Here is an 18,454-nt window from a genome sequence, read left to right as displayed (position 1 = left end):
TGGCGCACGTCACCCGTGAGCGCCAACCGATCAGCGCCCGACCAGCGCCCGGCCCATCCCCGTGACCACGCGGCGCGTGAGGCGGCCGCGGGCCAGGCCGATGTCGGCGACGTCGTCGAAGACGCCGCCGTCGCGGGCCGACGCGCGCAGCGCCGCGTGCAGGAGGTGGTCGCTGCGCACCAGCCGGGCCGCGAGGTCGGTGTGCCGCAGGTGGCCGACGAGGGCCTCGCGGAGCATCGCGTCGTAGCGCCCACCGCCGAGGGCCGCTCGCCCGGCGAGCACCCCGGACAGCACCGCGTAGTAGATGCCCTCGCCGGTGACCGGGTTGACGAGGCTGGCGGCGTCGCCGACGAGCAGCACGCGCCCCACCGACCACACACCGCCGCGGCCCGTCGAGAGCGGCAGCGGGTGCCCGGCCACCTGCTCGGCGCCCGCCGTGGTCCCCGGCAGCAGCTCCTCGAGGCGCTCCAGCAGCCGGGCCCGCGTGGGCGCCTCCCCCGCGGACGAGCGCGAGTCGACCAGCTGCCCGAAGCCCACGTTGGCCCGGCCGTCGCCGACGGGGAAGGACCACGCGTAGCTGGGCCTGTCGGTGTCCTGCGAGAACGCGAGCACCTGCACGCCGTCGTGCTGCGGCAGCACGGGCGCGTACGCCCGCACCGCGATCGCCGTCGTCCCCCGCTTCTGCGGGGGCACGGCCGCCGGGCCCAGGGCCCGCCGCACCTCCGAGTGGGCGCCGTCGGCACCCACCACGACGCGCCCGCGCACCACCTCACCGTCGGACAGGACGACGCCGACGCCCGCGCCGTCCTGCAGCACGTCACGCACCCGGGCCCGGCGCAGCACCGCGCCGCGGTCCAGGGCGGCCCGCAGGATCCGCTCGTCCAGGACCGCGCGCGGCACCACCTGCGCCGGCCGCGCCATGGCCTGCTCGACCACCGGCACCCCGGGGGCGCCGACCACGGAGATGCGCAGGCGCGGCGCCACCGGCCAGTCGTCGAGCAGGCCGGTGACGCCGACGGTCTCCAGGACGTCCAAGGCGTGCGGAGCCACCCCGTCGCCGCAGACCTTGTCGCGAGGGAAGTCGGCACGGTCCAGCAGCAGGACCCGCGCGTCCGCGCGCTGGTGCAGCGCGCCCAGGGCGGCCGCCGAGCCGGCCGGCCCGGCCCCGACGACGACCAGGTCCCAGTGCTGGCTCATGCCTGACTCACGTGCCGGATCCTGTCAGGCGGCCAGCTTCACGGTGAGGTCGGAGCCCGCCAGGGCCTTGGTGAACGGGCAGATCTGCTGGGCCTGCTCCAGCACGCGCTCGGCGACGTCGTCGGCGAGACCGCTGACCTCCAGGGTGATGTGGGAGGTGTAGCCGGCCTCCTCCGCCGTGGTCAGGACCACGTGCGCAGTGACCTGCGCGTCGCTGGCGTCGACGTCCTGGGTGGAGGCGGCGATGCCGATCGACTGCTGCAGGCACGCGGCGGTGGCGGCGGCCATGAGGTGCTCGGGGGTGGTGCGGTCACCGGCGGACTCACCGGCCAGCTGCGTGGCCGCCTCCAGGACGCCGTCGGAGGTCTTCACGCTGCCGGCCACGGCGGTGGCCGTGGCGTCCTGGACGGTGGTCTCGCTGCTCTGGGAGGTCATGCGATCACGCTAAGCAGGCTCGGTGACCCTCGCCTCTTGATCAGTGGCCGCGGCGTCCAGGCGTCGCAGCGCGCCCAGCACCACCTCGGTGTCGGTGGTCGGCCACAGCGGCGGCAGGCTCGCCCGCAGGAAGGAGCCGTACCGCTTGGTGGCCAGCCGCGGGTCGAGCAGCGCCACCACGCCGCGGTCGGAGGTGCTGCGCAGCAGCCGCCCGGCGCCCTGCGCGAGCAGGAGCGCCGCGTGGGTGGCGGAGACGGCCATGAACCCGTTGCCCCCGGCGCGGTCGGCCGCCTCGGCGCGGGCCGAGGCCAGCGGGTCGTCCGGGCGGGGGAACGGGATCCGGTCGAGGATGACCAGCTGGCAGCTCGGGCCCGGCACGTCCACGCCCTGCCACAGCGTCAGCGTGCCGAACAGGCAGGTGCGCGGGTCCTCGGCGAACTCGCGGACGAGGTTGGGCACGGTGTCGTCGCCCTGGCAGAGCACGGAGATGCCGTGCTGGGCGAGCCGGTCGCCGAGGGCCTCCGCGGCGGCCTCGGCGGCGCGGCGGGAGGAGAACAGCCCCAGAGCCCGGCCGCCGGCGGCGATGACCAGTCGCTCGACCTCCTCCAGCACCTCCGGCACCGGGCCCTCGCGGCCGGGCTGGGGCAGGTGCTCGGCCACGTAGAGGATCCCCTGCTTGGCGTGGTCGAACGGGCTGCCGACGTCGAGCGCGGTCCACTGCGGCGCCCCCGCTCCCTGCAGGCCCAGCGCGCCGGCGGCGGCGTCGAAGGACCCGCCCGGCGTCAGCGTGGCCGAGGTCAGCACCACCGTGGAGCCGCCGAAGAGGTGCTCGCGCAGCGTCATCGCCACGCTCAGCGGCGCCACGTGCAGCACGCGCGGCCGCGGCTCCTCGTCACGGCGCCAGGCGCCGGGGGCCTCGAGCCACGCGACGTCCTCACCGGGCGCGTCTCCCGCGGGGCCCACCTCGACGAGCCGCTCGGCCACGTCGAAGACCTCGCTCAGCGCGGCGCGGGCGACCTGCTTGCCGGCCGCCGCTTCGCCGTCGTCGTCCTTCTGGCCCCCCTCGCCCTTGAGGCCCGACAGGGCCTCGCGGGCGGCGTCGCGCACGCCCGCCACGGCCAGGCGCACGCCCTCGGGCAGGCCCCGCGCGTACCTGCCGACGGGGGCCTCCTCGAGCACGGCGCCGAGGTCGTCGGAGGCGACGCGCAGCCGCTCAGCCGACGTGGGGTCGAGACCGCCCTGGCGGCGCGCGGTGGTCGCGGCCTGGGCCACCGCCGAGGCCGACAGCGACCCCGTGGCCACCGAGGTGACCCGGTCGACCAGCTCGTGGGCCTCGTCGATGACGACGACGTCGTGCTCGGGCAGCAGCTGCACGTCCTCGACGGCGTCGATGGCCAGCAGCGCGTGGTTGGTGACGACCACGTCCACCTCCTTGGCCCGCGCCCGCGCCAGCTCGACGTGGCACTCCTCCGCCATGGGGCAGCGGGTGGCGCCGAGGCACTCGCGCGAGCTCACCGAGACCTGGCGCCAGGCGCGCTCGGAGACGCCGGGGACCAGCTCGTCGCGGTCTCCGGTCTCGGTGTCCTGCGCCCAGCGGTGCAGCCTGGCGACCTCCCGGCCGAGCTGGCTGGTGGCCGAGCTCGCGGCGGGGCGACGGTCCGTGGCGCGCTCGGCCCCGCCGACCAGCTCCATGCCGGGCAGCGCCTCCGGCTCGTCCTCGGGGAAGCCCCCCACCAGCTTCTGCCGGCACACGTAGTGGGCGCGGCCCTTGACGGTCTGCCACGTCAGCTCCCGGCCCAGCAGCGGGCGCAGCGCCTGGGACAGCCGGGGCAGGTCCCGGTCGACCACCTGCGCCTGCAGCGCCAGCGTCGCCGTGGAGACCACGCCCGGGGTGCCCGTCTCGGCGGCGTGCGCGGCCAGCGGCACCAGGTAGCCCAGCGACTTGCCGGTGCCCGTCCCGGCCTGCACGAGGAGGTGGCGACCCGAGCGGACCGCCTGGGAGACGGCGGCGACCATCTTCTGCTGCCCCTCGCGCGGGGCCCCGCCCAGCGCCGCGACGGCGGCGTCGAGGAGGTCGGAGGGGTCGGCTCCGCGGCTGGGCTTCGGCACCGAGCCACCCTACGCAGCGCCACCGACCGGCGGCCGCGTTCGTCCACAGCCCCCCTCCAGGCGCCCCGAGAGCGGAGTCCGAGGTCACCATCGAGCACTTCCTGGCCCCGGACTCCGCCCTCGCGGACGCCTGTGGACGACGACAGCAGGAAGGAGCCCTCGCGCGGCACGGTGATGCGGTGCCGCGCCGAGCCGACGTCCCACCCGAGCTGCTGCGTCGCCCCTTCAGCGTGGCCGAGGCGCGCGAGATGGGACCCACGGCCGACGTGCTGCGTCCACCGCGCTTCACCACCCCGCACCGCGGCGTGCGGGTGCCACCGGGCCTCGCACCCGGGCCTCGCACCCGGGCTGGCACTGGATGTGGCTGCCGCGCGCCTGGCTCTGCCGCCCTCCGCTGGGTTCTCGGAGTGGACCGCGGTGCGCCTGCTCGGGCTGCCGACGCCCTGGGGGCGCCCTGAGCCCGTCGGCGGGCTCCTCCAGGCGCGGGTCCCGGCGGGTGTCGTGCGCCCCGAGGTCCGCGGCGTGAGCGTCGGCCGCGTGCGGCAGCACGACGGGCTCGTCCTCACCACGGGCGGGGACGCCTCGGCGCTCCTGCCGGCGTGGGACGGGCTGCGGCTGCAGGACCCGGTGAGCGCCTGGTGCGACCTAGCACCCGGCCTGCCCCACGTCGACGGGGTGGCTCTCGGCGACGCCGTCCGACGCCATCACGCGTCGCACGAGGAGATGCAGGTCGCGGTGGACCTGCGCAGCGGCTGCCGCGGCGCGCGGCAGCTGCGACTCGTCCTCGCAGACGTGCGCCACCAGGTCGACTCCCCCATGGAGACCGAGGCGCGCCTGCTGTTCGTGAGCTCGGGGCTGCCGGAACCGGAGTGCGGACGGTGGGTGCCGGACGCCACCGGTCGGCTGTGGCAGGTCGACATGGTCTGGTTCGAGCAGCGCGTCATCGTCGAGTACGACGGGGACGTCCACCGCCTCAAGGGCCAGGACCAGTGGCGCCACGACGAGGACAAGCGGACGCGGCTGCGCGAGGCCGGCTGGACGGTCGTCGTCCTGGTCGGCGGGAGCCTGGACCGGCACCGACCGTGGGCTCGTGAGGAGACCGTGGACCGGGTCCGCCGCGCGCTCACTGGTCGCTGAACTGCCGCGAGTGCGGAGTCCAGGGTCAGGATCGTCGTGATCCTGACCCTGGACTCCGCACTCGTCGCCTCACCTGCTGGGGGTCAGGCGGTGAGCTCCGCGGCGAGGTCGGGGGCGACCCGCGCGCGGACGCGCGTGCCGGTCTCGGTGTGCTCGGTGGAGAGCACCTCGCCGGTGGAGTGCACGCGCGAGACCAGGTCGCCCCTGGAGTAGGGCACCACCACGTCGACCAGCACCTCCGGGTGCGGGAGCACCTCGCCGATGCGCTCGCGCAGCGCCTCCAGGCCCTCGCCCGTGCGCGCCGAGACGACCACCGAGCCGCGCTCGCGGCGCAGCAGCCGCGAGACGACCTCCGGGTCGGCCTGGTCGCACTTGTTGAGGACGACGACCTCCACGGGCCCGTCCCCGCCGTGCGTGCCGACCTCGGCCAGCACGTCGCGCACCGCGGAGATCTGCCCCTCCGGGTCGGGGTGGGAGGCGTCGACCACGTGCAGCAGGACGTCGGCCTCGCCGACCTCCTCCAGCGTGGAGCGGAACGCCTCCACCAGCTGCGTGGGCAGCGAACGGACGAAGCCGACCGTGTCCGACAGCGTCATCGTGCGCCCGTCGGGCGTCTGCGAGCGGCGCACCGTCGGGTCCAGCGTGGCGAACAGCGCGTCCTCCACGAGCACGCCCGCCCCCGTGAGGCGGTTGAGCAGCGAGGACTTGCCGGCGTTGGTGTACCCGGCGATGACGACGCTGGGCACGGCCCCGCGGCGGCGCGACTGGCGCCGCGTCTCGCGGGCGGGCCGCATCTCCTTGATCTCGCGGCGCAGCTTGGCCATCCGGGTGCGGATGCGGCGCCGGTCGAGCTCGATCTTGGTCTCACCGGGTCCGCGGGAGCCGATGCCCTCACCGCCGGCGACGCGGCCACCGGCCTGGCGGGACATCGACTCGCCCCAGCCGCGCAGGCGCGGGAGCAGGTACTCCAGCTGCGCCAGCTCGACCTGGGCCTTGCCCTCCTTGGACTTCGCGTGCTGGGCGAAGATGTCGAGGATCAGGGCGGTCCTGTCGATGACCTTGACCTTGACGATGTCCTCCAGCGCGCGGCGCTGGGACGGCGACAGCTCGCCGTCGGCGATCACCGTGTCGGCGCCGGCGGCGGAGACGACGCCCTTGAGCTCGTTCGCCTTGCCCGAGCCGAGCCAGGTGCCCGGGTCGGGGGTGTCGCGCCGCTGCAGCACGCCGTCGAGGACGGTCGAGCCGGCGGTCTCGGCCAGCGCGGCGAGCTCCCGCAGGGAGTTCTCGGCGTCCTCCGCGGACGCGGTCGCGCTCGACCACACGCCGGCCAGCACCACGCGCTCCAGGCGGAGCTGGCGGTACTCGACCTCGGTGACGTCGGTGAGCTCGGTGGACAGCTCGCTGGCGAGGCCACCGACCCGTCGCAGCGCGTTGCGCTCCTCGAGGTCGTACTGCTCGCCGTCGTAGTCCCGTCCGCCGTCCGCCACCGCTGCCGGGACCGCGCCGCCGTGGCGGGCCAGGATGCGGCTGACGGCGTCGTCAGCGGTACGGGTCGTGGACTGGGCCGTGGTGGTCATGCGCCTCCTGCGTCGTGCGGCTCGCTGACTGCGAGCCGCCCACTGTTCCTCACAACGCCCGGGACGTCGACGGTGTTTCCGCCCCTCGAGCTCACGGATAGCCTCCCGCAGTGCGTGACGAGCCCGACCAGCCGCCGGAGCACTACTTCAGCGCCTCCCCCGCCAGCGCCGACGAGCGCCGGCCGCTGCGGGTCCACCTCGACGGGCGCGAGCTGGAGCTGGTCACGGCGCCGTCGGTGTTCAGCGGGCACCGCCTCGACCTCGGCACCGCCGTCCTGCTGGACCTCGTGGGCGACCCGCCCGCGGACGGCGACCTGCTCGACCTGGGCTGCGGCTGGGGACCGGTGGCGCTCACCCTGGCGATGAGGTCGCCCGAGCCCGCCACCCGCCGCGTGTGGGCGGTGGACGTCAACGAGCGCGCCCGCGACCTCACCGCCGCCAACGCCGCGTCCCTGGGCCTGCGCGGGGTGCGCACCGCAGCCCCCGAGGAGGTCGACGACGAAGCCCGCTTCGCCGCGATCTGGTCCAACCCGCCGATCCGCATCGGCAAGCCGGCGCTGCACGCGCTGCTGCTGCACTGGCTGCCGCGGCTGGCGCCGGGCGGCAGCGCGCACCTGGTGGTGGCCAAGGACCTCGGCGCCGACTCGCTGCAGCGCTGGATCGGCGAGCAGGGCGAGCAGCACGGCTGGACCGCCGAGCGCTCCGGCTCCCGCAAGGGGTTCCGCGTGCTGGAGGTCAGGCGGTCCGGCTGAGGCGGCGCTGCTTGCGCTGGCGCTCCATGGCCAGCTGGTGCAGCAGCCGCTCGCGGCGGCGCAGGCGCTCGTCGCCGTCGGTGCGGGGGTCGTTGACGGCCGCCAGCGCCGCCACCGCGGCGTGCGTGCGCGCGTCGAGCAGTGCGCTCTTCGTGGCCGTGCTCTCCACCGCGACCGTCTCCCCCCGTTGCCCTGGGTCAAGGGTTCCCCGACGCAGGGTGAGCAGCAACCACTTTGCCCGAAGTGGTCACCCTCACAGCCCAGAGATCGTCGCCCACAGCGGGCAGGAGTGCACTCCTGCCCCACCAGTAGCCAGACGTCACATCACGAAGGCATCACGACCGGCGTGTCGCGGACGCCGGGCGCGCCGCGGTCAGCCCTCCAGGAGGGCCAGGTCCACCTCGCCGCGGGCCACCAGCACCGCCGGCCCGGCCAGCTCCACGCGCTGGCCCTCCAGGGCGCGCACCGCCACCGTGCCACCCGGGACGTGGACCAGCCACCGCTCCGGGGCGCCGGCCTGCGCGCCTCCGGCCCAGCTGCGCACGGCGAGCGCCGCGGCGCAGGCCCCCGTGCCGCAGGAGCGGGTCTCCCCCGAGCCGCGCTCGTGCACGCGCATCCTGATGACCCCGAGCGGCTGCTCGGACGCGCCCGAGCGCCCGACCGCGTCCTCCACGATCACCAGCTCCACGTTGGTGCCGTGCGGCGGCAGCGGGTCGACCTCGGGCGCGCGGCCCAGGTCGGCGGCCTCCAGCTCCGCGGCCGAGGCCAGCGCCACCACGGTGTGGGGGTTGCCGACGTCGACGGACAGGCCGGGCCTGCGCACGCCGTCGAGCCCGTGGACCCCCACCTCGGCGTCGGCGCCGCGCTCAGCGGCGCCGACCGGGTCGACGAGGTGCCAGGGGCCCATGTCGACGGCGAGCCAGTCCTCCCCCTCGGGTCCGCGCACGCGCCGGACGCGGCGCACGCCGGCGCGGGTGCCCACGGCCAGGCCCGGGCCGCTGCGCAGCTCGGCCTCCTCGACCAGGCCCTCGGCCAGCAGGTGCGCCACGAGCACCCTCACGCCGTTGCCGCACATCTCCGCGACCGAGCCGTCGGAGTTCCGGTAGTCCATGAACCACACCGCGGCGCCGTCCTCGGCCAGGGCGGCCGCGCCCTCGGGGAGGGCGTCGCTGCGCACGGCCCGGATGACGCCGTCGGCGCCGAGGCCGGCGCGCCGGTCGCACAGGCGCGCGGCGAGCACGGGGTCCAGCGCGAGGGCGCCGTCGGGATCGGTGAGCAGCACGAAGTCGTTCTGCGTCCCGTGCCCCTTGGTGAACGCGAGGGTGCTGGTCACGCCCGCGAGCCTAGGCGAGCAGCCTGAGCGCCGCCTGGACCACCGCGCCGCGGCCGCCGGAGGCCAGCAGCGCGTCGGTGTCGAGCCACTGCACGCGGGGGTCGGCGCCGAACCACGACAGCTGCCGGCGGGCGTACCGGCGGGTGCCGTGCACCGTGGCCTCGAGCGCCTCGGCCACGCTGCAGCGGCCGTCGAGGGCGTCGAGGAGCTGGGCGTAGCCGAGGGCGCGGCTGGCGGTGGCGCCCTCGCGCAGCCCCGCCTCCGCCAGGCGGGCCACCTCCTCCACGAGCCCGTCGCGGGCCATCGCCTCCACCCGGGCGGCGATCCGCTCCCGCAGCACCTCGCGGTCGGCCCGCAGGCCCACCTGCACCACAGCGCCCAGCGCGTCCACCGCGTCGCTGTAGCGCCGCAGCGGCATGGAGGCGCTGAACGGGCGGCCCGTCACCTCGACCACCTCCAGGGCCCGCACCACGCGGCGCACGTTCCCCCGGGTGATGGCGGCCTCGGCCACCGGGTCCGCCGCCGCGAGCCGGGCCCTCAGCTGCGCCTCGCCGCCGGGTCCCGCCGCCGCCAGCTCAGCCTCCAGCCGCGCCCTCACCGCCGGGTCGGTCTCGGGGAAGGCCAGCTCGTCCAGCGCCGCCCGCACGTACAGCCCCGAGCCGCCCACGAGGACGGCGGTGCGGCCGCGCCCCACCACGTCGGCGAGCGCGGCCCGCGCCGCGCGCTGGTAGGCGGCCACCCGGGCCTCCTCGCGCACGTCCAGCACGTCGAGCAGGTGGTGCGGCACACCGCGCCGCTCCTCCACCGACAGCTTGGCGGTGCCGACGTCCATCCCCCGGTAGAGCTGGGAGGCGTCGGCGTTGACCACCTCGCCGCCGGTCGCCAGGGCCAGCTCCACCGCCAGGTCCGACTTGCCGGTGGCGGTGGGCCCCACGACGGCGACGACGGCGGCTGGCACGGTCGGCCAGGCTAGCCAGCCCGCTGCGCGGCGTCCCCCGCGGCGACGCGCTGCACCGCCGTGTTGCTGATGACCAGCTGGTGGCCCGCTGCGCGCACCGCGGCGTCGTGCCCGGGGTGCAGCCCCCACGGCGTGCCGCCCATCCAGGCGGTGGCGGGTGCGGCGCGCCCGCCGGTCCACTCCTGCAGCAGGCGCAGCGGCGCGGCGACCTCCCGCTCGACGTCGTCCTCACCCGCGCCCAGGGAGGTCTCGCCGATGCCGTCGTGGGAGGAGGTGTGCGGCAGCACCACGTGCCGGCCCGCGAGCGCCGCGGCCTCCTCGGGCGACATCGCGAGGCGCCGCCCGTCCCGCTCGGCGGGGTCGACGGCGATGAAGTGCGAGCGGGCGAACAGCTCCTGCTGCGCGGGCGGGCACTGCAGGAACCCGGTGCACACCGGGAACCAGCCGGTCAGCCCCAGCTCCTCGCACACCGGAGCGGCCACCTGGGCGCTGTTGGCGTAGCCCTCGTAGAAGACGGGGGCGAAGCGCGGCCGGTCGTCGGGCCAGGCGCCGGCCGCGTAGAAGGCCAGCAGGTCCTCCCACCCGACGCCCACCCAGTGCTCGGCGAAGCGCGCCAGCTCGGCGCGCAGGCCGTCGCGGCCGTGCTCGGGGGTGTTGTGGTAGTTGACCACCCGCAGGACGCGGCCGGCGGCCAGCGCCTCGCGGTGGCGGCGCCACCCCAGGCGCGCTCGCCCGGTCCGCGAGGACGACGACGGCGGCGGCGGTCCCGCCTCCGGCGCCGGCCGGCCCAGCTGCTCGGCCTCGTGGAAGGCGGCGGCGGTGACCAGGGAGGCGATGACGCCGAGGTCGCCGTCGCGCTGGTCCGGGGCCAGCTCGGCGCGCAGCGCGTCGAGCTGGGCGACGAGGGCGGCGTCGGCCGGGGACGCCACCGCCGACGCAGCGGCGGGGTCCGCGCCGGTCTCGTCGAGCAGGGCGAGCGCCACGGGGATGCCCTCGCCCGCCAGGTCGCGGTCCTGGGCGCGCCGCAGGAGCTGCAGCGCCGGGGACGAGGGGGTGCTCACGCCAGGCCCAGCCGCTGCGGGGCGTGCCGGCGAGGCTCGCGGTACAGCGGGTACAGCGGCCCGAGCGCGGCGGCGGCGCGGTCGGCGTCCCACCACACCGGTCCGCCGAGGCGCTCGGTGGCGGCGGCGGTGAGGCGGACGGGCAGGCGACCGGGTCCGGGGGCCCTCGTGACCAGCGGGTCCTCGCGCTCCAGCAGCCGGCGCGCCACGCGCTCGCCGATGCGTCCGTACGACAGCGTCTCCACCTCCAGCCCGGGGACCACCACCTTGGCGGACCGCACTCCGCCGGGCCCGCCGTCGCCCTCGTCGGAGGCGACCACGAGCACGTCGAAGCCCTCCAGCCTGCCGAGCAGCAGCTCGAGCAGCTGCGCCGGGCCGCGCTCGCCGGGGCTGGAGACCGCGAGCAGCTCGGCCACCCCCACCGTGCGGGTGCGCCGGGAGAAGGCGGGCTCCACGGCGGCGCGCACGCCCGCCAGGTCCAGGCGCGCCCAGCCGGCCGCCTCGTGCAGCGCCCGCGGCTCCTGCTCCCCCACCGGGCGCTGCTGCTCGAGCTCCCAGTAGTCCGGGCTGAGGCGGCGGACGTCGTCGAGGGGACCGAAGGCGAAGACCCGGCGGGCGCGGGAGGCGGCGTGCTCGAGCAGCGCCTTGCGCACGGCGAGCACCGCGTCGGGGTGGGCCGCCTCACCGACGGCGCCCACGGCCAGCGGCGGCGTGCCGTCGACCTCGTGGCTTCCGTGGCAGAACACGACGGGCACCAGCTCGGTGCTGGCGAGCTTGACCACCGGCTCGGTGCCCGCGGCGCGCAGCTGCGCGAGCACGCCGGCCAGCTCGGCGTCACCGGCGGCCAGCGCCTCGACGTCCACCACCTCGCCGGTGTCGAGGGCCTTGAAGCTCACGGTGTCGCCGTCGCGCTGGAGCAGCTCGAGCAGGCCGTGCGAGACGGCCCGGACCAGGGCGTCGTCCCCGGCACCCGCGCCCAGGCCGTTGGAGACCGGCGTGAACAGCTGCCCCGGTCCGCCCGGGGAGCGCAGGGAGCCGTCGTAGGCGGCGGCGTCGGCGGGCACGAGGACCTGCTCACCGGTGCGCCAGCGCACCGCGGGCACCCAGTCGAGCGGGGAGTCGGCGGTGTGCGGCGAGCCGGCGGGCAGCGCCAGCTCGAGGGGGTCCACCACGCCCTGCGCCCCCACCTCGGCGACCAGCTCGGCGAGGGAGGCGCGGCGGGCGCCCGCCAGCGCCGACCGCAGCCGCGGCGCCAGGGCGACGCGTTCCGCGAGCTCGCCCAGGGCCCCGACCCGGGCCTCCAGCTCGGAGGCGCCGTACCCGACGCCGTGGGCGTCGCCGCCGCCCTCCGGGCCCGCGGGCGGGTCCCACGCGGTGGCGACCACGGGCATCCCGGTGGTGTCGTACCGGGTCAGCGACCACTCGGTGAGCGTCCCCGGAGCCTCGAGCGCGGCGCGGTAGGCGCCGGCCGCACCCTCCAGGCCGCGCGCGGACCCCTCACTTGAGCCCACTGCGCGCGACCCCCTCCACGAAGTACCGCTGGAAGACGGCGAAGACCACCAGCATCGGCAGGATCGACAGCAGCGACATCGCCATGAGGGAGCCGTAGTCGTTGCCGAACTGCTGCTGCAGGAAGCGCAGGCCCAGCGGCAGGGTGAAGGCGTCGGGGTCGGGCAGCACGATGAGCGGCCAGATGAACTCGTTCCAGCGCCACATGAAGGTGAAGATCACGAGCACGGCCACCAGCGGCTTGCTCAGCGGCAGCACGATGGAGACGAAGGTGCGCAGGGCGCTGGCGCCGTCCACGCGGGCCGCCTCGAGGAGCTCGTCGGGGATGGCGTCCATGAACTGGCGGGCCAGGAACAGTCCGAAAGCCTCCGCCAGCCGCGGCAGCACCACGCCCGTGGGGGTGTTGACCAGCCCCAGGTCGATGACCAGCTGGAACTGCGCCACCATGATCACCTGCACGGGGATCATCAGCGTGCCGACGATCGCGAGGAAGAGCGTGTTCTTCAGCGGGAAGTCGAGCTTGGCGAAGGCGTAGCCGGCGGCCAGGTTGATGGCCACCGTGAGCGCCACCGAGATGACGGCGATGGTCGCCGAGTTCAGCGCCCACCGCGCGAAGGGGAACTGCTCCAGGGGCCGCGTGAAGTTCTCCCAGCGCAGCTCGGTGGGCCAGAGCGCGGCGTCCGGCCGGGTGAGGGCGCCGGGGCTCGACAGCGCCGTCACGAGCATCCAGTACAGCGGGAAGACCACGACGGCGGCGAGGAGCACCGCCGCGGTGAGCCGCCAGCCGGTGACGCGGCGCTCCGCGCCGCGGCGCGAGGGGGCGCCGCGCGCGGGGCGGCGGCGCGGGACGGCGGTGGCGCCGGAGCCGGCGGTCCGGGGCTGCGTGGCGGCGCTCATGCGAGGTCCCTCCGGCGGCCCGCGCGCCACTGCAGCAGCGTGAGGACCATGACGATGGCGAAGAGCACCACGCCGAGGGCCGCGGCGTACCCCTGGCGGCGCTGCTCGAAGCCGGAGTCGTAGGCGTAGTTGACCAGGAAGGTGGTGGCGTTCTGCGGACCGCCCCCGGTCATGATCACCACGATGTCGAAGACCTGGAACGACGTGATGACCATGTAGACGAGGATGAAGAACGTGGTGGGCCCGAGCAGCGGCCAGGTGATGGAGCGCAGCACGCGCCAGCGGCCTGCGCCGTCGAGCTCGGCGGCCTCGTAGACCTCGCCGCTGATGCCCTGCAGCCCCGCCAGGTAGACGACCATGGCGAAGCCCAGGCTCGTCCACACCTGCACGGCGATGACGGAGGCCAGCGCCGCCGGCCCGTCGGTCTGCCAGCCCACCTCGGGCAGCCCCAGCAGCGACAGGAGCCGGTTGGCCACGCCGAAGTTCTCGTTGAAGATCCAGCGGGCGATGATGCCCGCCGAGACGGCGGAGATGACCACGGGCACGTAGAAGAGCGCCCGCAGCAGCCCCCGCCCGGGCAGGTGGCGGTTGAGCAGCAGCGCCAGGCCCAGCCCGCCGAGCACGCTCAGCGGCACGCTGACCACCGTGAAGACCGCGGTGTTGGTCAGCGCCCGCCAGAACAGCGGGTCCGAGCCGATCTGGACGAAGTTCTCCAGGCCCTGGAAGCGCGGCTGCCCGAAGCCGGTGTACCGGGTCAGCGAGTAGTACGCCGTCATGCCCAGGGGCACGAACATGAAGACGGCGAAGACGAGCAGGGCGGGGGCGGCCAGGGCGAGGCCCGCCACGGCCTCGCCCCGGCGGCGGGTGCGGCGGACGCGCCTCGCCGACGACGGCGAGTCCTGCAGGGCCGCGGCCGAGCCGAGGAGCGCCACGGGTCAGGCCTGCTGCTGGAGGGCCTGCTCGATCGCCTGCTGCAGGGACTCGAGCGTGGAGTCGACGTCCGCACCGCCGGCGAAGGCCCCCTCCAGCTGCTGCTGGAGGGCCTGGTTGACCTGGGTGAACACCGGGGAGGTGCTGGCGGCCACGAGGCTCTCGGGGATGGTGGTCGCCTGCTCCACGAAGACCGGCATGAGGTCGGGGCGGACGGCGTAGGTGAGGTCGGTGACGTCGCTGCGGGTGGGCAGCACCGTGGTGGCCTCGCAGAAGCTCTTCATGTTCTCCGCGTTGGCCAGGAACGCCGCGAACTTCGCGGCGGCCTCGACGTTGGGCCCGTCCGGCACCACGACGGCGTTGCCGCCGAGGTCGGTGGCGGCGGCGGCGTCGCGCGGCAGGTAGGTGGCGCCCCAGTCGAAGCCGGTGGCGGTGGAGACCAGGGAGGGGAGGTTGAAGTCGCCGGTGGCGATGGACAGCGGCTGGCCGGTGGGGAACGTCTCGTCCGGGTAGTTGGCCGCCTGCACGAGGAAGGTGGGGTCGTGCAGGCCGGAGGTGTAGAGCCCCTGCGTGTAGGTGAGCGCCTTCCTCCCGGCGTCGGAGGCGATGGTCACCTGCGACAGGTCGTCGTTGAAGACCGAGCCGCCGGCCTGCGCGAGGAAGCTCAGCCAGCGGTAGGCGCCGGCGGCCTGCCAGTTGATCGCCACCGGGTACTTGCCGCCGTTGGCGCCCTTGACCTCGGTGAGCACCTGCTGGAACTGCTCCCAGGTCCAGGCCTGGTCCAGCGAGGTGGGCGCGGTGATCCCGGCGGCCGCGAAGGCGGGGGCGTTGTAGACGATGGCCGAGCAGTCGGTGTGGTGGGGCACCCCGACCGGCCTGCCGTCCGGGTCCTGCACGGCCTTCCACAGCGCCGGGGTGAAGGCGTCGGCGTAGCCGGAGGGCAGCGCGTCGGAGATGTCGGCCAGCACGCCGAGCGTGGTGTACCTGCCGATGTCGATGTAGGACACCCGGAACAGGTCCGGCGGGTCCTGGGCCTGCAACCGGGAGTCCACCGAGGGCAGCACCTCGGTGTACGGCAGCTGGTTGAGGGTGACCTTCGTGCCCTCCGACTGCTCGAAGGCGTCGGCCACGGCCTGGAAGGCCTGGACCTCCTCGTCACCGCCCCAGAGCGTGAAGGTCAGCCCCCCGTCGCCAGACCCCGAGCCCGAGCCGGAGCCCGAGGAGCTGGAGCAGCTGGCCAGCGAGCCCGCCCCGAGGGCGGCCGCTCCCCCGGCGCCCAGGGCGCCGAGGAACTGCCGGCGAGACCACGGTGTCCGGTGCATGGCGTTCCTCCGCTGAGTTCGGGGCAGCTCGGCGGTGGCCCGCCGAACGGCCCCTTGCTACGGCCGTTCGAGGGTGGACGCACCCCGAGACCGGGTCCGTCACCACATCGTGACGCAGGCCACAGATCAGGCGGGCGGCAGCAGGCCGCGCCGGGTGGCCACCGCCACGGCCTCGGCGCGCCCTGAGGCGCCCAGCTTGGCCATGGCGTTGGACAGGTGGACGCTGACGGTCTTCTCGCTGATGAACAGCCGCTCCCCCGCCCTGCGGTTGGTGAGCCCCTGCGCCACGAGGGCCAGCACCGCCGCCTCCCGGGCCGTCAGCGGGCTGTCGACGACGACGCCCTGCGCGCCCGGTCCGCCGTCCAGACGCAGCCGCGCCCGGCGCGCGAGGTCGCGGACGGCGACGGCCAGCGGCGCCGCGGCCATGCGCTCGGCCTCGCCGAGGGCGGTCGCCAGCAGCTCGCGGGCCTCGGTGCGGGCCTCGGGCCGGCCGGTGTCGAGCAGGGCCTCCGCCAGGCGCCACCGGCAGCGCGCCAGCTCGTAGCGGTGGCCGTAGCCGAACGCCTCCAGCGCCGCCCGCCAGGACGCCACCGCGGCGGCCGAGCCGGGCTCGGCCAGGCGGGCCAGCTCGGCGTCCAGGCGCGCCAGCCAGGCCCGCCCCTCCGGCCCCAGCGGACCACCGCGGCCGGGGGGCCGCTCGGCGAGCACCCGTCCGCGGCGGGCCAGCTCGGTCCCCTCCGCCGGGTCGCCGCCGGCGTCGGCGAGCGAGCCCACGGCCAGCGCGGACAGCCAGATCCCGGAGAGCGCCTCCTCGAGGTCCACCCCCTCCGCCACCGCGAGGGCGTCGGTCGCCGCCCGGGCCGCCTCGGCCGGGCGCCCCTGCCAGGCCAGCGCCTCGGTGCGGCCGCCGAGGGCGACCATCGTGGAGAGCGGGTCGGGGGCCACGGCCGGCAGCAGCGCCTCCGCGCGCTCGGCGACGCCCTCCCGCCCGAGCGCCGCCTCCACCTGCAGGCCAGCGGCCTGCGACAGGGCCCGGTGCACGGGGTCGGGCCCCGAGGCCCCGCGGGCCGAGGCCGCGGCGGCCCCGGTGAGGTCACCGGAGGCGTACCGGGCCACCGAGGTCATCCACACCGCCGCCACCCCGTAGCGGCTCCAGGCCAGCCCCTGGGCGGCCAGCTCGGCGCTGACGCGCTCGAACCCCGCGAGCGCCTCCGGGACGCGCCCGGCGCCCCAGTGGTGCACGGCGAGCAGGTAGCCGGCCCTGGAGGCCGCGAGGGGGTCGGCGGCCGCCGCGGCCAGCGCGAGGGCGCGGCCCAGGTGCTCGGCGACCTGCGCGTCCGCCCCGGCGACGTCGTGGACGACGGCGAGCGTGGCCCGCGCCTCGGCCTCGGCCGCCGCGTCGCCGGCGGCGCGGGCCAGCGGGAGCGCCTCCTCGGCGGCGCCCTCCGCAGCAGCGAGCTCGTCGCGGGCGAGGTGCACGCGGCCCCGCTGCACGAGCAGCCGCGCGCGCACGGCAGCCGTGGCCGGTCCGTCCAGCTGCCCGTCCAGCTGCCCGTCCAGCTGCCCGACCAGCTGCTCGGCGTCGTCGAGGAGGCCGGCGGCCTGCGCGGTCATCGACCCGTCGACGTCGGCGGCGAGCAGGTGCAGCGCCGCCCGCGTGCGGGCCTCCACCGCCTGCAGCGGCCCGCCGGCACCCCCGTCGCTGAGGGCCACGGCGCGGCGGGCGTGCTCGACGGCGCGTCCCAGCTCACCGGCGCGCGAGGCGAGCTCGGCGGCCACCGCGGACAGCAGCGGAGCGCTGGACTGGTGGGAGGCCAGGGCGTCCGTGAGCGGAGCGGCCAGCGCGGCCTCGTCGGCGCCCGGCACCACGGGCAGCAGCGACAGCGCCTGCTCGACGTGGCGCAGCGCCTCGGCGGGCGCCAGGCGGTCCAGGGCCTCGGCCGCGGCCGCGGCGCTGGCGGCCAGCGCCGCAGCCGTGTCGTGGCTGGCCAGCGCGTGCCGGGCGAGCTCGGCGGCGGGCGCCAGCGGCGCACCCGCGCCGGCGGCCGCAGCGAGCAGCCGCGCGTAGGAGGCGTGCAGCGCGGTGCGCTCACCGGGCAGCAGGTCGTCGAGGACGGCCTCCTGGAGCAGCGCGTGCCGGAAGGCGTACCCGTCGGCGCGCGGCACGAGCACGGCGGCGCCCACCGCCTGCTCCAGCGCCGCGTCCGGCGGCACGTCCAGCGCCTCCTGCAGCACCTGCCGCAGGAGGCGGTCGGAGACCACCGGACCGCCCACGGCGGCCGCGGCGACCGCCCGCCGCGCCGGCTCGTCGAGCACGGCGGTCCGCCCCAGGAGCACGTCGGAGACCGCCTCGGGGACGCCGGCGGCTCCCGAGGAGCTGCTGACGAGCAGCTCCTCGGCGTAGTAGGGGTTGCCCGCGCTGCGGGTCGCCACCGCGGCCAGCTGGGCCTCGGTGCGGGGCGCACCGCCGGCCGCCCCCAGGTGGCGCAGGTGCTGCAGGAGCGCGTCGCGCTCGAGCGGTCCCACCTCCAGGCGCCGCACGGCCGCGAGCCTGCTCAGCTCGACCAGGAGGGGGCGCAGCGGGTGGCGGCGGTGGAGGTCCTCCGCGCGCACCGAGGCCAGCACCAGCAGCCGGCCGACCCGCAGGCGCGCGAGCAGGAAGCGCAGCAGGTCGCGCGTGGAGGCGTCGGCCCAGTGGAGGTCCTCCAGCACCAGCACGACCGGCGCCCCACCGTCCCTGCCGGCGAGGTCGGCGAGCAGCCCCTCCACCGCCTCGAACAGCGCCAGACGGTCGGCGGAGGCGGGGTCCGCCGCGGCCTGGCCGCCCAGCAGCTCCCGCACCGCCGGCGACAGGCGCGCGAGGACGGGCCGCTGCGTCAGCGCCGCCCGCACGGCGTCGTCGTCGGCAGCGGCCGACACGAGGGCGCTGAGCACCTCCGCGACGGGCAGGAACGGCACCCCGACGTCGCCGAGGTCCAGGCAGTGCCCCACCAGGACCCGCGCCCCGCGCCCGCGGGCCAGGTCCGCAGCGGTGCGCAGCAGCCGGGTCTTGCCGACGCCGGCGTCCCCGGTGAGGAGCACCGCGCCGGGCCGGCCGGCCGCGGCGCGCTCCAGCGCCGCGGCCAGGTCGCTCAGCTCTGCGTCGCGGCCGACGATCGGCGTCGCGCCGGGATCAGGCTGGTCCACGCGGCCCATCCTCCCCTCGCCCGCGCGGGCCGGCGCAGGTCTCGGGCGAGG

The 18,454-nt window shown here is 76.6% G+C and carries 15 protein-coding genes; 2 read left to right on the top strand and 13 right to left on the bottom strand.

Translation table 11 applies throughout. From position 1 onward, the window contains the following. Positions 1–30: 30 nt before the first annotated feature. The 3 genes from FHN55_RS18100 to FHN55_RS18090 are packed head-to-tail and all read right to left on the bottom strand — an operon-like array spanning position 31 to position 3,741. Positions 31–1,197, bottom strand: coding sequence for an NAD(P)/FAD-dependent oxidoreductase (locus FHN55_RS18100; RefSeq protein ID WP_139713741.1), 1,167 nt, complete (start codon positions 1,195–1,197; stop codon positions 31–33). A 24-nt stretch (positions 1,198–1,221) separates the two neighbouring features. Next, positions 1,222–1,632: an OsmC family protein gene (locus tag FHN55_RS18095; RefSeq protein ID WP_139713739.1), complete on the bottom strand. Its 411-nt coding sequence runs from the start codon at positions 1,630–1,632 to the stop codon at positions 1,222–1,224. 9 nt (positions 1,633–1,641) lie between these two features. Next, the gene (locus FHN55_RS18090) at positions 1,642–3,741 is read right to left on the bottom strand and encodes an ATP-dependent DNA helicase (RefSeq protein ID WP_257571114.1); all 2,100 of its coding nucleotides are present in this window, start codon (positions 3,739–3,741) and stop codon (positions 1,642–1,644) included. A gap of 522 nt (positions 3,742–4,263) precedes the next feature. On the opposite strand from FHN55_RS18090, the gene FHN55_RS18085 reads away from it, so the two are divergent. Next, a complete protein-coding gene (locus tag FHN55_RS18085; protein ID WP_139713737.1) occupies positions 4,264–4,878 on the top strand; it encodes a hypothetical protein in 615 nt (204 codons plus the stop codon). Between the two features lie 83 nt (positions 4,879–4,961). On the opposite strand, the gene hflX is transcribed toward FHN55_RS18085, so the two are convergent. After that, positions 4,962–6,455 carry a GTPase HflX gene (gene hflX, locus FHN55_RS18080; RefSeq protein ID WP_139713736.1) on the bottom strand — a complete coding sequence of 498 codons (1,494 nt, stop codon included), beginning with the start codon at positions 6,453–6,455 and terminating at the stop codon, positions 4,962–4,964. A 110-nt stretch (positions 6,456–6,565) separates the two neighbouring features. On the opposite strand from hflX, the gene FHN55_RS18075 reads away from it, so the two are divergent. Next, the gene (locus tag FHN55_RS18075) at positions 6,566–7,207 is read left to right on the top strand and encodes a class I SAM-dependent methyltransferase (RefSeq protein ID WP_139713735.1); all 642 of its coding nucleotides are present in this window, start codon (positions 6,566–6,568) and stop codon (positions 7,205–7,207) included. Here the strand turns inward: FHN55_RS18075 and FHN55_RS18070 are convergent. The 9 genes from FHN55_RS18070 to FHN55_RS24180 form a co-directional block, all read right to left on the bottom strand. Continuing rightward, positions 7,191–7,376 carry a hypothetical protein gene (locus FHN55_RS18070; RefSeq protein ID WP_139713733.1) on the bottom strand — a complete coding sequence of 62 codons (186 nt, stop codon included), beginning with the start codon at positions 7,374–7,376 and terminating at the stop codon, positions 7,191–7,193. The genes FHN55_RS18075 and FHN55_RS18070 overlap by 17 nt on opposite strands. A gap of 204 nt (positions 7,377–7,580) precedes the next feature. Further along, the gene (gene dapF, locus FHN55_RS18065; RefSeq protein WP_139713732.1) at positions 7,581–8,540 is read right to left on the bottom strand and encodes a diaminopimelate epimerase; all 960 of its coding nucleotides are present in this window, start codon (positions 8,538–8,540) and stop codon (positions 7,581–7,583) included. A 10-nt stretch (positions 8,541–8,550) separates the two neighbouring features. Further along, entirely contained in the window at positions 8,551–9,498 is a 948-nt protein-coding gene (miaA, locus tag FHN55_RS18060; protein ID WP_139713730.1) for a tRNA (adenosine(37)-N6)-dimethylallyltransferase MiaA, read from the bottom strand. An 11-nt stretch (positions 9,499–9,509) separates the two neighbouring features. After that, positions 9,510–10,559: a hypothetical protein gene (locus FHN55_RS18055; protein WP_139713728.1), complete on the bottom strand. Its 1,050-nt coding sequence runs from the start codon at positions 10,557–10,559 to the stop codon at positions 9,510–9,512. Then, positions 10,556–12,070 (bottom strand): YcaO-like family protein, encoded by a 1,515-nt coding sequence (locus tag FHN55_RS18050; protein ID WP_139713727.1) that lies wholly within the window; start codon positions 12,068–12,070, stop codon positions 10,556–10,558. The genes FHN55_RS18055 and FHN55_RS18050 overlap by 4 nt, the downstream gene beginning before the upstream one ends. Then, entirely contained in the window at positions 12,057–12,965 is a 909-nt protein-coding gene (locus FHN55_RS18045; protein WP_139713726.1) for a carbohydrate ABC transporter permease, read from the bottom strand. The genes FHN55_RS18050 and FHN55_RS18045 overlap by 14 nt, the downstream gene beginning before the upstream one ends. Then, positions 12,962–13,897, bottom strand: a complete 936-nt coding sequence (locus FHN55_RS18040; RefSeq protein ID WP_218974808.1) for a carbohydrate ABC transporter permease — start codon at positions 13,895–13,897, stop codon at positions 12,962–12,964. The genes FHN55_RS18045 and FHN55_RS18040 overlap by 4 nt, the downstream gene beginning before the upstream one ends. 3 nt (positions 13,898–13,900) lie before the next feature. Continuing rightward, on the bottom strand, positions 13,901–15,217 hold the full coding sequence (locus tag FHN55_RS18035) for an extracellular solute-binding protein (protein ID WP_139713724.1): 1,317 nt from the start codon (positions 15,215–15,217) through the stop codon (positions 13,901–13,903). A gap of 126 nt (positions 15,218–15,343) precedes the next feature. Beyond that, positions 15,344–18,403 (bottom strand): LuxR family transcriptional regulator, encoded by a 3,060-nt coding sequence (locus FHN55_RS24180; protein ID WP_180357933.1) that lies wholly within the window; start codon positions 18,401–18,403, stop codon positions 15,344–15,346. Between the last annotated feature and the right edge of the window lie 51 nt (positions 18,404–18,454).

Source organism: Streptomyces sp. NP160, assembly GCF_006335115.1.
Lineage (GTDB): Bacteria > Actinomycetota > Actinomycetes > Actinomycetales > Quadrisphaeraceae > Quadrisphaera.
The sequence above is the reverse complement of the archived record's forward strand: the minus strand, read 5'-3'. Positions and strand labels throughout refer to the sequence as shown.